At 38.8% G+C, this 15,464-nt stretch carries 12 protein-coding genes; 11 read left to right on the top strand and 1 reads right to left on the bottom strand.

What is annotated here, in order from left to right; translation table 11 throughout:
* Positions 1–27: 27 nt before the first annotated feature.
* A complete protein-coding gene (locus WMO38_RS13180) occupies positions 28–981 on the top strand; it encodes a CPBP family intramembrane glutamic endopeptidase (protein WP_349163018.1) in 954 nt (317 codons plus the stop codon).
* 120 nt (positions 982–1,101) lie between these two features.
* On the opposite strand, the gene WMO38_RS13175 is transcribed toward WMO38_RS13180, so the two are convergent.
* Positions 1,102–1,278, bottom strand: a complete 177-nt coding sequence (locus WMO38_RS13175) for a YjfB family protein (RefSeq protein WP_349163017.1) — start codon at positions 1,276–1,278, stop codon at positions 1,102–1,104.
* 412 nt (positions 1,279–1,690) lie between these two features.
* Between WMO38_RS13175 and WMO38_RS13170 the strand changes: the two genes are divergently transcribed.
* The 10 genes from WMO38_RS13170 (at position 1,691) to WMO38_RS13125 (ending at position 15,207) form a co-directional block, all read left to right on the top strand.
* The gene (locus tag WMO38_RS13170) at positions 1,691–2,806 is read left to right on the top strand and encodes an ABC transporter ATP-binding protein (RefSeq protein ID WP_186835972.1); all 1,116 of its coding nucleotides are present in this window, start codon (positions 1,691–1,693) and stop codon (positions 2,804–2,806) included.
* 168 nt (positions 2,807–2,974) lie between these two features.
* A complete protein-coding gene (locus WMO38_RS13165; protein ID WP_349163016.1) occupies positions 2,975–4,066 on the top strand; it encodes a PucR family transcriptional regulator in 1,092 nt (363 codons plus the stop codon).
* Between the two features lie 15 nt (positions 4,067–4,081).
* Positions 4,082–4,768: a cell division ATP-binding protein FtsE gene (ftsE, locus tag WMO38_RS13160; protein WP_021840326.1), complete on the top strand. Its 687-nt coding sequence runs from the start codon at positions 4,082–4,084 to the stop codon at positions 4,766–4,768.
* Positions 4,758–5,666 (top strand): permease-like cell division protein FtsX, encoded by a 909-nt coding sequence (gene ftsX / locus WMO38_RS13155; RefSeq protein WP_349163015.1) that lies wholly within the window; start codon positions 4,758–4,760, stop codon positions 5,664–5,666. The genes ftsE and ftsX overlap by 11 nt, the downstream gene beginning before the upstream one ends.
* A gap of 69 nt (positions 5,667–5,735) precedes the next feature.
* Positions 5,736–6,959: a murein hydrolase activator EnvC family protein gene (locus WMO38_RS13150; protein ID WP_349163014.1), complete on the top strand. Its 1,224-nt coding sequence runs from the start codon at positions 5,736–5,738 to the stop codon at positions 6,957–6,959.
* A gap of 83 nt (positions 6,960–7,042) precedes the next feature.
* The gene (locus WMO38_RS13145; RefSeq protein ID WP_349163013.1) at positions 7,043–8,344 is read left to right on the top strand and encodes a S41 family peptidase; all 1,302 of its coding nucleotides are present in this window, start codon (positions 7,043–7,045) and stop codon (positions 8,342–8,344) included.
* Positions 8,345–8,484: 140 nt separating this feature from the next.
* Positions 8,485–10,479, top strand: a complete 1,995-nt coding sequence (gene uvrB / locus WMO38_RS13140) for an excinuclease ABC subunit UvrB (protein WP_021866021.1) — start codon at positions 8,485–8,487, stop codon at positions 10,477–10,479.
* Between the two features lie 12 nt (positions 10,480–10,491).
* Entirely contained in the window at positions 10,492–13,332 is a 2,841-nt protein-coding gene (gene uvrA, locus WMO38_RS13135; protein WP_349163012.1) for an excinuclease ABC subunit UvrA, read from the top strand.
* A gap of 106 nt (positions 13,333–13,438) precedes the next feature.
* Positions 13,439–14,974 carry an HAD-IA family hydrolase gene (locus WMO38_RS13130; RefSeq protein ID WP_349163011.1) on the top strand — a complete coding sequence of 512 codons (1,536 nt, stop codon included), beginning with the start codon at positions 13,439–13,441 and terminating at the stop codon, positions 14,972–14,974.
* 104 nt (positions 14,975–15,078) lie between these two features.
* Positions 15,079–15,207 (top strand): helix-turn-helix domain-containing protein, encoded by a 129-nt coding sequence (locus WMO38_RS13125; RefSeq protein ID WP_349163010.1) that lies wholly within the window; start codon positions 15,079–15,081, stop codon positions 15,205–15,207.
* Positions 15,208–15,464 lie beyond the last annotated feature (257 nt).

Genomic DNA, 15,464 nt, shown 5'->3' with positions numbered 1-15,464 from the left:
TAATGCAGAAGGGGATTTTTACGGCGTATGTGTAAAAGAATTAATATATTTTTTGCGTGTTTTCTTGCATTTTATGTGGCTGGCTCAATGGCTGTCGGGCTGGTGATAGGAACGACGGGTATTGACCTGCCTTACTGGGGACAGTGCCTTATAAGTCAGGCAATACTGCTTATTCCGGCATTTATCTATGTATTTATCAATAAGATAAATATATATAAGTGTATTCCATATAGAAAAATTAAGCCGTTAGATGCATTTCTTTCACTTGTATTCGGATATACACTTATTCCTGTGGTTTTGTTTATCAATGTACTTACACAGTTTATATCAACAAATTATATGAATGATGCGGTTTCTGACCTTACTTCATATCCGTTTATAATACAGATAATTCTTCTTGCAGTCATACCGCCTGTTGTAGAGGAGTTTATATTCAGGGGACTTATTTATCATTCATACAGGAAAAACGGAATCTGTGGAGCAGCACTGTTAAGTGGTCTGCTTTTTGGTGTTACACATCTTAATATTAATCAGCTCTGTTATGCTTTTGTAATTGGAGTTATGTTTGCATTTCTTGTCGAGGTAACAGGCTCTATGTGGTCATCAATGATAGCACACTTTGCTGTAAATACTTATTCAATTACTGTAATGAAGATTTTATCGCTCGCCGGTGTTGATGTAAATGCGATGGCAGGACAGACACAGCAGCTTTCATCGGGAAGCATGTTTATTGCAACGATTATTCAGGTGATTGTACTTGGAGCGATTGCAATGGGATTTCTGGCTCTTTCGATACTTATATTAAAAAAGCTTGCCGAGAGAAACGGAAAAGCCGGATTTATCAGACGTGATTTTGAGTTAAGACATGTGAGAAGAAACGGAGAGAAGTTTGTTACAATACCACTTATAATTACATTGGTTCTTGCATTTGGTTATATGATATTTACTGAAATAATAACAAGACTTACCATGATGGTTTGACAATACTATATGAAAATATAAAACAAAAAGCTTACCGGTTGATTACCCGGTAAGCTTTTTGTTTCGTGGATAAATCCACTGAAAAGAAAATGAGAAAGGAAAAATATAAGAAAAAACGAATTAAACTAAATAATCAATATTCTGTCCGAGATGAGGAGTAACGGAAGATTCCAACATCTTCTTCATCCCATCACCTAAAGTCTCCATGGTGTCAAGACTCTTACCTAAAACAGCGACTTGAACATCACTGGCAACATTAATAGTGCTTTGTGCTATTGACAATGAAGCTATATCCATATCAATCAGCCTCCAAATATTAAAATAATGTAACTTGTTTTTGTTTATGTATTGATTATAGTGCAATTGTTGTAATAATGCAACACATTTTTTGAAAAAACGGCAGAAAAATTGTTATAACTATTATAAACGCTAATTTTATGGTTAAAATAGTGCAGAATTGTGCCGGCGTTTTGTGAAAAATTCACATGAAATAAGCACATGTAGTAAATTTGCAAAAAAAACGAGACATATATTTGTGAAATTGAGATATGGCTTTTATTATCAAATTATTGTATGATTGTTACATCAAAAAAGTGCCGTGCGTAAGCTGAAGGCACAATAAGAGTGCAAAGATATACATAACTGATGTTTTTCTATTATATTATGACACATTATTTTGCACCTATTTAATTTAGGAGGATTTTTAAGAATGGCAAGTTTATCACTTAAGAATGTATGTAAAGTATATCCTAACGGTTTCGTTGCTGTTAAGGATTTTAATCTTGAAATCGCTGATCAGGAGTTCATCATCTTCGTTGGACCTTCTGGTTGTGGTAAGTCAACAACTCTTCGTATGATCGCTGGTCTTGAGGAAATCAGCTCAGGTGAGCTTTGGATTGGCGACAAACTCGTTAATGATGTAGAACCTAAGGATAGAGATATCGCCATGGTTTTCCAGAACTACGCTTTGTATCCACATATGACAGTATATGATAACATGGCATTTGGTCTTAAGTTAAGAAAAGTACCAAAGGCTGATATTGATAAGGCAGTTCATGAAGCAGCTAAGATTCTTGATATCGAACATCTTCTTGATCGTAAGCCAAAGGCTCTTTCAGGTGGTCAGAGACAGCGTGTTGCCATGGGTCGTGCAATCGTTCGTAGCCCTAAGGTATTCCTTATGGATGAGCCACTTTCAAACCTTGATGCTAAGTTAAGAGTACAGATGCGTGTTGAGATTTCTAAGCTTCACCAGAGATTACAGACAACAATCATCTACGTTACACATGACCAGACAGAGGCTATGACACTTGGTACAAGAATCGTAGTTCTTAAAGATGGTATTATCCAGCAGGTTGATACACCGCAGAATCTTTACAACACACCAAACAACATCTTCGTTGCTGGTTTCATTGGTTCTCCACAGATGAACCTTGTTGATGCTGAAGTAGTAGGCAATGGTTCAAGTGTAACATTAAAGCTTAGTGATACAGTTTCTATCGCTTTACCAGCTGATAAGAGCAAACCTATCATTGATGGTGGTTATGTTGGTAAGACAGTTGTTGCTGGTATCCGTCCAGAGGATATCAAGGATGATGAAGAATTCATCACAAAGCATTCAGCTACAACATTTGAAGCTACAGTTAAGGTATATGAATTACTTGGTGCTGAAGTTAACCTTCACTATGATATTGCTGATACAACATGTACAGCTAAGGTTAACCCACGTACAACAGCTCGTCCTGGTGATGTTGTTAAGTTTGCTATGGATATTTCAAGACTTCATGTATTTGATAAAGAGACAGAGCAGATTATCACTCACTAATTGAGTTAATAAGCCAATATCATTTGGTTTTGGGTTTTTTGAATGGAATAATGATGTAATTTTTGAGGAAATGTATAGAAATTATGCATTTCCTCTTTTTTTTTTCGTCATTTTGCATTACAATAAAACAAGGACCTAAAAAGGACTAAAAGCGAAAGGGTGTTCACTATGATATCAAATCAAATATTACAGACAACTGTTGATGGACTTAAAGCAATATCACGGGTGGATTTGTGCGTTATAGATTCAGACGGCAAGATTGCGGCTAAGACATTTGATGATGTTCAAGGCTGTGTTGCAGATGCATTGACATTTATGGATTCGCCGGCAGAGAGCCAGGTTGTAAACGGCTACCAGTTTTTTAAAGTTATAGACGAACAGAATCTTGAATATATTCTTCTTGCAAAGGGAACAAGCGATGATGTTTATATGCTTGGTAAGCTTGCGACATTTCAGATTCAGAATCTCTTGGTGGCTTATAAGGAAAGATTCGATAAAGATAATTTTATAAAGAATCTTCTTCTAGATAATCTCTTGCGTGTAGATATGTATACAAGAGCAGAAAAGTTACATATTGAGACGGATGTTAAGCGTGTTGTTTATATAATTGAGACGAAACACGAAAAAGATACTAATGCACTTGAGATAGTAAGAACTTTATTTGCGGGAAAAGTGCATGATTTTATTACAGCAGTTGATGAGAAGAGTATAATTCTTGTTAAGGAAGTTAAAGGCAATGAGACATATGAAGAACTCGACAAGACCGCACAGGTTATTATTGACATGCTCAATACTGAGGCAATGAGTTCAGCACATATTGCATATGGTACTATTGTGGGTGATATAAGAGAGGTTTCGCGTTCTTATAAAGAAGCTAAGATGGCTCTCGATGTAGGCAAGATTTTCTACAGCAACAAGAATGTGGTTGCTTATAGCAGACTTGGAATCGGACGTCTTATTTATCAGCTTCCGATACCACTTTGTCAGATGTTTATAAGAGAAATATTCGGCGGTAAGTCGCCTGACGATTTTGATGATGAAACATTGTCAACAATTAACAAGTTCTTTGAGAACAGCCTGAATGTTTCAGAGACATCAAGACAGCTTTATATTCACAGAAATACGCTTGTATACAGACTTGATAAGCTCCAGAAGAGCACAGGTCTTGATTTGCGTGTATTTGATGATGCGATTACATTCAAGATTGCACTTATGGTTGTGAAATATATGAAGTATATGGAAAGTAAAGATACATTTTAATGGAGGAGATTACTGATGATAATCTTAGAAAATGTCACAAAGACATACTCATCCGGTACACCTGCCTTAAATGGTATTAATCTGCATGTTCAGAAGGGTGAGTTTGTATTTATAGTAGGTAAAAGCGGTTCGGGTAAATCAACTCTTATAAAGCTTCTGCTTAAAGAGTTAGACCCGACAACAGGAAAGATATATATTAATAAGAAATATCTTAACAAGATTACAAGAAAGAAGCTTCCTTATCTCAGAAGGGACATAGGTGTTGTGTTCCAGGATTTCAGGCTTCTTCCGGATAGAAATGTTTATGAAAATATTGCATTTGCAATGAAGGTTGTAGAAGCTCCGTCAAGACAGATTAAGAGCCGTGTCCTTTCTATGCTCTCAATGGTTGGGCTTCTCGACAAATATAAGGCTTATCCGAATGAGCTTTCAGGCGGCGAGCAGCAGAGAGTTGCAATCGCAAGAGCTCTTGTAAACAGACCGGCTATCCTTTTATGTGATGAGCCGACAGGTAACCTTGACCCTGCCAATTCTGCCGAGATTATGAAGATTCTTAATCAGGCTAACAAGCTTGGTACGACTGTCCTTGTTGTTACACATAACATGGAAATTGTGCAGCAGATGAAGAAGAGAACTATCACAATGAGTGAAGGTAAGATTATAAGCGATTTGGAAAAGGGTGGTTATTTCTATGAAGATTAGGTCATTATTTTATCATATAAAAGACGGTCTCAAGAACATATACCGCAACCGTCTGTTTTCACTTGCTTCAATAGCAACAATAGCGGCATGTATATTTCTTTTTGGTATTTTGTATTCACTTGTAATGAATTTCCAGTATATGGTTAAAAAGGCTGAAAATGAAGTCTGTGTTACGGTTTTCTTTGACGAGGGACTTTCAGAGACACAGATTAAGCAGCTCGGTGATACTATTTCAAAAAGAGTTGAAGTTTCTTCAGTACATTACACATCTGCTGAAGAGGCATGGGCTAAATTCAAGACAGAATATTTTAAGGAATATCCTGAACTTGCATTAGGATTTAAGAATGATAACCCTCTTGCCAACTCTGCATCTTATGAGGTATATCTCAGCGATGCAAGCATGCAGGGTACACTTGTAACATATCTTGAGAATCTTGACGGCGTAAGACAGGTAAACCGTTCAGAGGTTACTGCGAGCAGCCTTGCAAGTGCAGCAAAGCTTGTAGGATATGTTGCTGCAGCAATTATTATCATACTTCTTGCAGTATCAATTTTCCTTATTACGAATACAATTGTTATTGGTATTACAGTTCGTAAAGACGAGATTTCAATTATGAAATTTATTGGTGCAACTGATGGATTTGTAAATGCTCCATTTTTTGTTGAGGGTATTACAATCGGAATTATCGGTTCAGTAATTCCGCTTGTTATTCTGAGCTATATTTATCAGAAGGTTATCAGCTACGTTCTTGGTAAATTTTCAATTCTCAGCAATATTCTTGCATTTATGCCGATGTCAGATGTTTTCAGAGTTCTTGCACCTGTGGCAATATGCCTCGGAATCGGCATTGGTTTCCTCGGAAGCTTCTTTGCGGTACGTAAGCATGCCAATGTATAAAATGCCGGTTTGAAAAATGTTAAAAAAATGTGCCGTTATCGGATGGTATTGGGAAAGGAGAGGCACCGTATGAAAAAAACGACAATTTTAAAATTTGTTGCTACATTGCTGTGCCTTGCATTATGTGCATCTTCTGTTATGGCTTTGTCTAACGGATTGTTTGCGGCAAAAAAGGTCGCGGCTTCTGACCTTGATGACGTAAAACAGGAAAAAGAAGATAAGGAACAGCAAAGAAAAGATGTTCAAAAGAAAATGGACGAATATAAGGCCAGTGCACAAGATACAAAAGAATATATGGCAATACTTGACGCACAGATGTCAGAACTTAATGGCAGTCTGTATGAACTTCAGATAAAGATGGAAGATCTGAATACACAGATTGATGAGACAACACAGAATCTTGAGGCGGCACAGGAAGATGCAGCAAGCCAGTACGAGATGATGAAGTTAAGAATTAAATTTATGTACGAACATAATGAAGAGAGCTATCTTGCTTTGATTCTTACATCTGAGAGTATGGGTGAAATGTTAAACCGTGCCGAGTATGTTACAAAAATTTCGTCATATGACAGGGATATGCTCACAAAATATGAAGAGACTATTAAGTATATAGCTGAGGCAAAACAGCAGCTCGAGGATGATTATACTGAGCTTGCTGATACACAGTCACAGCTTGAATCACAGCGTGATGAGCTTGCACAGATGCAGGCTGAAAAAGAGAGCGAACTTGCCAATTATAACAGTCTCATAGCATCCTCAAAGGCACAGGAAACGGAACTTTCTAGTGATATCAGCGGACTTACGAGTGAGATAGAGCGTATTGAACGCGAGCTTGAGGAACAGAACAGAAATAACAACAATAATAATGGCGGAAATAGTGGCGGAAGCACAGGTATTCCAAGTACGGGAGTATTTCTATGGCCTACAATATCAAGAAGAATAACTTCTGATTATGGCGATACTGATGGAAGAAACAATCCGCATATTGGAATTGATATAGGAGCAACTACGCCGGGCGTATGGGGAGATCCTATTTATGCGGCTGACGGAGGAAGAGTTGTAAGAGCTGAGTATAACTGGTCAGCGGGTAACTGGCTCTGGATAGACCATGGCAACGGACTTTATTCTATTTATATGCACTGTTCACAGTTCCTTGTCTCTGTAGGCCAGACAGTAAACAGAGGAGATACAATAGCTCTGATGGGTTCGACAGGTGAATCGACAGGGGCACATCTTCATTTCAGTGTGCGTTATGGCGGTACATATGTTAATCCTTGGGGATATTTAAGGTAGAAAGACATATTTTTTATACATAAATCAGAACGGGTCTTAATACGGATTTGTTCTGATTTAAGTTTTTTGAAAGGCGAAAACAGATGGATAATATGGACAATTCAAATCAGCAGAACAATGATTTAAATAATGCGTATGCATCGTATAGGAGAGAAAAAAATAAAAATAAGTCAAAGTTTGGCAAAGGGCTTGTGGCTGGCATTCTTGCAGGAGTTTTCGCAACGGTTTCTGTTGTGGGAATTACAGCTGGGATTTTTGAGAGAAAAGGATATCTTCATTTTGGTGCAAATGGAGAGGTGTATGTGCAGCAGACTTCAACTGATGATTCAGATGGAATAGGAAGTGATGTTGAGGGTAAGCTTAATGCAATTGATTCGCTTCTTGACAGGAATTTTTATTTTGGTGGAACAGATGATGAAAAGGCTGAAAATTATATTTACAAGGCTTTTCTTGATTCCTATGGCGATAAATATACAGTTTATTATACTCCTGATGAATATAAGGCAATCCTTGAATCGACAAGCGGCAAGTTCTATGGAATAGGTGCTGTATGCCAGAAAAATGAGGATGGTTCGATTCTTATTGCAGACCCATATGAGGATGCTCCGGCATACAAAGCGGGAATAAGGAAGGGCGACTGCGTTGTGAAAGTTGACGGAACAGATATAACTGATATGGATTTGTCATCCGCAGTTGCACTTATAAAGGGTGATAAAGGAACAACTGTTAATCTTGAAATAAGAAGGGGCTCACAGACACTTACCTTTACAGTTGAAAGAGCAGAGGTAAATGTAAAGACTGTTGACCATAAAATGATGGATGATAATATTGGATATATTATAGTTTCACAGTTTGATGAAGTTACGACAAAGCAGTTTAAAGAAGCATTAGAAGATTTGCAGCAGCAGGGAATGAGCGGACTTATAATTGATATACGTTCAAATCCGGGTGGACTTTTAAACAGCGTTGTTGATATTCTTGATGGGCTTCTTCCGGATGGATTGATTGTGTATACAGAGACTAAGAGCGGAACACGTAAGGAATATAAGGGAAGCAACAGCAATGAACTTAAAGTTCCTCTTGCAGTTCTTGTAAATGAGGATAGTGCGAGTGCTTCAGAGATATTTGCCGGTGCGGTTCAGGATTACGGAAAAGGTGCGATTATCGGAACAAAGACATTCGGTAAAGGTATTGTCCAGACAATACAGCCGCTCACAGACGGAAGTGCTGTAAAGTATACGATTGCCAAATATTTTACTCCTAAGGGACAGGATATTCACGGAAATGGCGTTACACCTGATATTGAGGTTACGCTTCCGGATGATGCTGTAAGTGACGTCCAGTATGAGGCAGCTGTCAACTATCTTAAAGGAAAAATGAATTAAGAGTTTTAAAAGTACAGAACAAATATTCGATTTGTTCTGTACTTTTTTTATTTTGAATGATATACTATAGTGGTAACATACTAGGAATAGTTTATTATTTTAGATATATCACATAGTTTAATCTTAATCAGGAGAACAGTATGAATCATTTTGAGTTGGTATCTGAATATAAGCCGACCGGCGACCAGCCACAGGCAATTAAGAAGCTTTCAGATGGATTTCTTGAGGGCAATCAGTTTGAGACGCTTGTCGGTGTAACCGGTTCGGGAAAGACTTTTACAATGGCTAATATTATTGAGAAAGTGCAGAAGCCTACGCTTATTATTTCACATAATAAGACACTTGCTGCACAGCTTTACGGCGAGATGAAGGAATTTTTTCCAAATAATGCTGTTGAATATTTTGTTTCATATTACGATTATTATCAGCCCGAGGCTTATGTGCCGCAGAGCGATACTTATATAGCTAAGGATTCTTCTATTAATGATGAGATTGATAAGTTAAGGCATTCAGCAACAGCCGCACTTTCTGAAAGAAAGGATGTTATTATTGTGGCTTCTGTATCGTGCATATACGGACTCGGTGCACCTATTGATTACCAGAATATGGTTATTTCCCTGCGTCCCGGCATGGAGAAGGACAGAGACGATGTCATAAGAAAGCTTGTTGATATTCAATATATGAGAGGAGATCAGGATTTTAAACGAGGAACTTTCCGTGTGCGTGGCGATGTTGTTGAGGTTTATCCGGCAGCATCAAGTGGAGAGGCTGTAAGAATTGAATTTTTTGGTGATGAAGTTGACAGAATATCTGAGATTGACTCTTTGACTGGAGAAGTCAAGTCAGAGCTTGAACATATTGCGATTTTCCCGAATTCACATTATGTTGTTGATAAGGAAAAGATGGCGGCAGCAATTGAGAATATTAAGGAAGAACTGAAGGAGAGAATTGCTTATTTTAAGAGCGAAGATAAGCTTGTTGAGGCACAGAGAATTGAGGAGAGAACTAATTTTGATATAGAGATGATGCAGGAGACCGGTTTCTGCTCGGGAATTGAGAATTATTCAAGACATCTTGCGGGGCTTCCGGCAGGGGTTCCGCCATATACACTTATGGATTATTTTCCGGATGATTTTCTTATTATAGTTGATGAGTCACACATAACGATTCCACAGATAAGAGGAATGTATGCCGGCGACCAGTCAAGAAAGACAACTCTTGTAGATTATGGTTTCAGGCTTCCATCTGCTAAGGATAACAGACCGCTTAATTTTACTGAATTTGAGAATAAGATTTCGCAGATGTTGTTTGTTTCGGCAACACCATCTGTCTATGAGGAAGAGCATGAACTTTTAAGGGCGGAGCAGATTATACGTCCTACAGGACTTCTGGATCCTGAGATTTTTGTACGTCCTATTGAAGGGCAGATTGATGACCTTGTTTCGGAGATTAACAAGGAGACTAAGAAACATAATAAGATCCTTGTCACAACGCTTACTAAACGTATGGCAGAGGATTTGACAGATTATCTTAAAGAGCTTGGAATACGTGTCAAGTATCTTCATGCCGACATTGATACGCTTGAAAGGCAGAAGATTATACGTGATATGCGAATGGATGCGTTTGACGTGCTTGTTGGTATTAACCTTTTACGAGAAGGTCTTGATATTCCTGAGATTACACTTGTTGCTATTCTTGATGCCGATAAGGAAGGATTTTTAAGGACGGAGACATCGCTTATCCAGACAATCGGACGAGCTGCACGTAACAGTGAGGGACATGTTATTATGTATGCCGATAAGATTACGGAATCAATGGAAAAAGCGATTTCCGAGACGGAAAGAAGACGTCAGATTCAGCAGGAGTATAATGAAGAGCATGGAATAACTCCTCAGACTATAAAGAAGGCTGTGAGGGATCTGATAAGCATTTCCAAGGCAGCAGATGCATCATCCGGCAATGGTGAGACTCTTGAGAAAGATTATGAGTCTATGAGCCGCAAAGAACTTGAAAAGGTTAAGAAGCAGATTGAGAAGAATATGCACAAGGCTGCGGCAGAGCTTAACTTTGAGGAGGCAGCAGTTCTCAGGGATAAGATGATTGAAGTTAATAAGTTTTTATATGAGACGAAGTGAAAGAGGTAAATGATGAAAAAAGGAGATTACAGGCAGTTTATAAGGATTAAGGGAGCTAATGAGCATAACCTTAAAAATGTATCTGTTGATATACCAAGAAATGAGCTTGTTGTGCTTACAGGACTTTCAGGTTCAGGTAAGTCTTCGCTTGCATTTGATACTATTTATGCTGAAGGACAGAGAAGATATATGGAGTCGCTTTCTTCATATGCCAGACAGTTCCTCGGTCAGATGGAAAAGCCTAATGTTGAAAGTATAGAGGGACTTTCACCGGCGATTTCTATTGATCAGAAATCTACTAACAGAAATCCACGTTCTACAGTCGGAACTGTTACAGAGATATATGATTATTTCAGGCTTTTGTATGCAAGAGTGGGTATTCCGCATTGCCCTAAGTGTGGAAGAGAGATTAAGAAACAGACTGTGGACCAGATGGTTGATGTTATTATGGGACTTCCCGAAAGGACAAAGATTCAGCTTCTTGCTCCTGTTGTAAGAGGAAGAAAAGGTGAGCATGTTAAACTCTTTGAGCAGGCTAAAAAGAGTGGATATGTTCGTGTTATGGTTGATGGAAGCATGTATGAGCTGACAGACGAGATTAAACTTGATAAGAATAAAAAACATAATATTGAGATAGTTGTTGACCGTCTTTCTATAAGAGAGGGAATCGAAAAAAGACTTACTGATTCGATTGAGACGACATTGAAGCTTGCTGATGGAATAATGACTGTTGATGTTATTGGTGGAAAGCCGATAAACTTCAGCCAGAGTTTTGCATGCCCGGACTGTGAGATAAGTATTGATGAGATTGAGCCGAGAAGCTTTTCTTTCAATAATCCTTTTGGTGCGTGTCCTGATTGTTTTGGCCTTGGATATAAGATGGAATTTGACGCCGAGCTTATGATACCCGATGAGAGACTTAGTATTGATGAGGGTGCCATTGTTGTTATGGGCTGGCAGTCTGTAACAGATGAGGGAAGTTTTTCAAGAGCGATTATGAAAGCACTTGCAGATGAGTATAATTTCAGCCTTTCAACACCATTTAAGGATTATCCGGACGAGATTAAAGATATTATTATCAACGGAACCAAAGGTCACAGCGTTAAGGTTTATTACAGAGGCCAGCGAGGTGAGGGTGTATATGATATTGCATTTGAGGGACTTGTAAGGAATGTTGCAAAACGCTACAGGGAGACAGCTTCAGAGGCATCTAAGCAGCAGTATGAAGAATTTATGAGAATTACTCCGTGTGCGTCATGTAAGGGACAGAGATTAAAACCGACATCGCTTGCTGTTACGGTTGCTGATAAGAATATTTATGAGATTACCAATATGCCGATTCTTGATTTGCAGGATTTTCTTCAGAATATGAAGCTTTCAGAAAGACAACTTGCCATAGGCAGCCAGATTTTAAAGGAGATAAGGTCAAGAATACAGTTCCTTATGGATGTAGGACTTGATTATCTTTCTCTTTCCAGGGCAACAGGTACGCTTTCGGGCGGCGAGGCACAAAGAATCAGGCTTGCAACCCAGATTGGTTCGGGGCTTGTAGGTGTTGCATATATTCTTGATGAGCCAAGTATCGGTCTTCATCAGAGAGATAATGACAAGCTTTTAAAGACGCTTGAACATTTAAGAGACTTAGGCAATTCGGTCATCGTTGTTGAACATGATGAGGATACTATGTATGCTGCAGACTATATTGTGGATATCGGTCCCGGTGCCGGCAGGAATGGTGGACAGGTTGTTGCAACGGGAACTGCCGAACAGATTATGAAGTGTAAGGAATCAATTACCGGAGCATATCTGAGCGGAAGAATTAAGATTCCTGTTCCTGCAAAAAGACGCAAACCGACAGGCTGGATTAAGGTGAGAGGTGCAAGGGAAAATAATCTTAAAAATATTGATGTTGATATTCCACTTGGCGTATTTACATGTGTTACGGGTGTATCAGGTTCAGGAAAGAGCTCACTTGTAAATGAGATTCTTTACAAGCACCTTGCAAAGGAACTTAACAGGGCAAGATGTATCCCGGGAAAACACGACGGAATAGACGGAGTGGAACAGCTTGATAAGGTTATTGATATAGACCAGTCGCCAATCGGACGTACTCCGAGGTCAAATCCTGCGACATATACAGGCGTATTTGATATGATAAGGGATTTGTTTGCCGCAACATCGGATGCAAAAGAGCGAGGATACAAAAAAGGAAGATTTAGTTTTAATGTCAAGGGCGGAAGATGTGAAGCATGTTCGGGTGACGGTATTATTAAGATTGAGATGCATTTTCTTCCTGATGTGTACGTGCCTTGTGAAGTCTGCGGCGGCAAGCGTTACAATCGTGAAACGCTTGAGGTTAAGTATAAAGGCAAGAGCATATATGACGTGCTTGATATGACAGTTGAAGATGCAGTTGAATTCTTTGAAAATGTTCCGTCAATTAAAAGAAAAATTGAAACTCTCAATGATGTCGGACTTTCTTATGTAAAGCTCGGACAGCCTTCTACTGAACTTTCGGGTGGTGAGGCACAAAGAATAAAGCTGGCGACAGAGCTTTCAAAGAGAAGCACAGGAAAGACTATTTATATTCTTGATGAGCCTACAACAGGACTTCATTTTGCGGATGTGCATAAACTGGTTGATATTCTTCATAAGCTCGCGGAGGGCGGTAATACGGTCGTTGTTATCGAGCATAATCTTGATGTAATAAAGACTGCAGATTATATTATCGACATGGGACCGGAAGGCGGTGCGAGAGGCGGTACTGTTATCGCAAAGGGCACGCCTGAGGAGATTGTCAAGGTTAAAGAATCTTACACGGGACAGTATGTAAAAAAATATCTGGAAAAGTAGGCGGCATTTTGATTGTGACATCAGGTAGTTTGAATACCTGATGGATTTATATAGGGCAGCAGATATATATACAGATATACAGAAAATATTTTGGAGAAAAATAAGTATGGTTGATGGAATTATTTTTGATATGGACGGAGTTTTGGTCGATTCCGAAAGACAGTCAAATGAGGGCTGGAAGTGGGCAGCAAAAAAACAAGGCATAGACATGCCTATGTGGCTTATCGACAGTTTTAAGGGAGCACCCGATGAGCTTAACTGTAAAATGTTTGATGATTATTTTGACGGAAAAGCTGATTATTGGGAGACAAAAAAGCTTCGTACAGAGCATATTTACAAGATAAGGGAAAAGGAAGGTCTTCCTGTTAAAAAAGGTGTTAAGGAAATATTTGAGTATATTAAAGCAAATAATTTGAAATGTGCGGTTGCAACTTCAACAAGGCGTGTCAGTGCCGAAAAAACACTCCGCGATATAGGTGTGTCGGATTACCTTGATGCGGTCGTGTATGGCAATGAGGTTGAGCATGGGAAACCCGAACCTGATATATTTCTGCTTGCGGCAGATGCAATAGGTGTAAAACCTGAAAATGCGATTGTTGTAGAGGATAGTATCAACGGAATTAAGGCAGGTCATGCGGCGGGAATGAGAGTTATTCATGTGCCTGACACGATAGCGATTGATGATGAGATAAGAAAACTGACGTACTGCGTGTGCAATGATTTGACGGAAATTGCCGATATTGTTGACAGTATTAACAAGCCTGTGATTAACAGAAAGGCTGTGCTTAACGCATTTGCCGGATATGTGCATTATTATGACCCGTCGGATGGAAAGATTAAACTAAAAATTGACCACACTTACAGAGTTGCAGCACTTTGTGAAAAAATTGCCGATTCTGTAGGACTTACTGGTGAAGATAAGGACGTTGCATGGCTTCTGGGCATGCTGCATGATATTGGAAGATTTGAACAGATAAGATGTTTTGGGACTTTTAATGATGGAATGTCAGTTGACCACGCCGAGCTTGGTGCGGATATTCTTTTTGACCCTGACAGAAAAGATAAAGTTTGTGTGACTTCCGCCCAGGGTACTGTGTATGCAATAAAAAATCCTATGTGTGAACCTGTCAACGTTACTGTTGTGAAAAATGCTCCTCGCATAATTAATAAATTTGCCGAAGGATATGTCGAGAAAAACGGCAGTGATTTGCTTGAGCTTGCTATCAGACAGCATAATAAGTTCAGGATTGCTGATGGGCTTTCCAAACGTGAAGAAATGTTTTGTAATATTCTTCGTGACGCAGACAAAATCGATATTTTAAAGGTTAATGTAGATGTGCCTCTTGAGACAATTTATAATGCAACGACAGAAGAGATAAGAAACAGTGTGATAACAGATGAAGTGCTTGAATGTTTTTATGCAAAACAGACTGTACTCAGGTCGCTTAAAAAAAGTGTTGTGGATAATATTGTCGGACACATTTCGCTTATTTTTGAACTGGTATATCCAGTGAGCCTTAAAATTGTAAAGGAGCAGGGTTATGTGTATAAAATGCTGGATTTTAAGTCGGACAGACCGGATACTGTGGAAAAGTTTGCCGGAATGAGGAAGTTTGTTGATAAGTTTCTTGAGGGAAATTAAGCAGGACATAGTGTGTCTATAGGTGAAAATACGGCATTTCTCGCTTTGTGTCGTGTTTATTCCGGTACAGATGATATAACCTGTCAATGAAAGGAGGCAGCAGTATGAATCAAAAAAATATAGGCTCGTTTCTTAAAATATTAAGAAAGGAAAAGAACCTTACGCAGGAACAGCTTGCGGAACAGTTCAATGTATCGTCAAGGACTGTTTCGAGATGGGAAACGGGTGTTTGAGTTATAATAGGACCAAGTTAGATGAAACCCAGTAAAATCAAGGGGTTATGCCTAATTTAGTCCTTATTTTTATACCATTTTAGCGGTAAAGATAGGGCAGCGCTGCAATATTAAACCGAAAATCCAAGTCAGTATCACAGATGTCCGCAATCAGTCTGAGAGTGAATCTGTGTGCTTAGTTTAGGTACAATTTTATATCAAAAACATTTAGTGAGGACTAAATTAGCACTTGAGATGGAATATTCCATCAGCTGATT

This window comes from Lachnospira hominis (ex Hitch et al. 2025) (assembly GCF_040096395.1).
In the GTDB taxonomy this organism is placed as follows: Bacteria; Bacillota; Clostridia; order Lachnospirales; family Lachnospiraceae; genus Lachnospira; species Lachnospira hominis.
This window is presented reverse-complemented; position numbering and strand designations above follow the sequence as displayed.